Source organism: Fervidicella metallireducens AeB (genome assembly GCF_000601455.1).
GTDB lineage: Bacteria > Bacillota > Clostridia > Clostridiales > Caloramatoraceae > Fervidicella > Fervidicella metallireducens.
In genome coordinates this window covers 1-717 of the sequence record NZ_AZQP01000152.1, presented here as the reverse complement: position 1 = coordinate 717, position 717 = coordinate 1, and the positions used below count along the sequence as shown (strand labels likewise).

Here is a 717-nt window from a genome sequence, read left to right as displayed (position 1 = left end):
CCGTTACAGAAAACTTACAAAACTCTATAAGGTATTTATAAAACCCTATAAAGTTTATGTTTCCTTCCTTGTTCATCGTGTCCACTTTCGGATAAACCTACTTGTGTTTGTTTGACACTCCAAAGGCTTAAATTCCCCACTAACGTATGGGTACATATCAAAAGCTAACGTTTAGTGTTATGCTATTGATTTACCATAGTTTTTAAGATTTATACTTGCATTTGAGTCCCTATCTATTTCATATCCACATTCATTACATATAAATGTTCTTTCTGATAAATATAAGGTATTCTTTACACTACCACATCTACTACAAGTTTTGCTTGATGGATAAAATCTGTCTGCAAGTATAAACTTAACCCCATTCCATGCACACTTATATTCCATCTGCCTTTTAAATTCGTGGAAAGCTTGTTCTTGTATTGCCTTTGATAGCTTCCTATTCTTTAACATTCCACAAGTATTTAAGCTTTCCATTACTACATACTCTGGCTTGGTTCTCACCAAAGATGTAGTTATTTGATGAATATAGTTATGCCTTATGTTTTTAAGCCTTCTTCGTGTCTTTAAAACAAGGAATTCTAACTTTTTAATATTTTTAGTCTTTCTGTAACGGTATTCACCTCCTTCTATTTGGATTTTGTTTAATTCATATTTTTTAGATAGTTTCCTTTGTAGTCTTTTAAGCCTCTTTTCAAGTTTCTTTACCATTCTTGA

The 717-nt window shown here is 31.7% G+C and carries 1 protein-coding gene; it reads right to left on the bottom strand.

The window, feature by feature from the left end:
* Positions 1–177: 177 nt before the first annotated feature.
* Positions 178–717, bottom strand: a 540-nt coding sequence (locus Q428_RS14230; RefSeq protein ID WP_035382116.1) for an RNA-guided endonuclease InsQ/TnpB family protein, incomplete at its 5' end; no start/stop codon positions are given.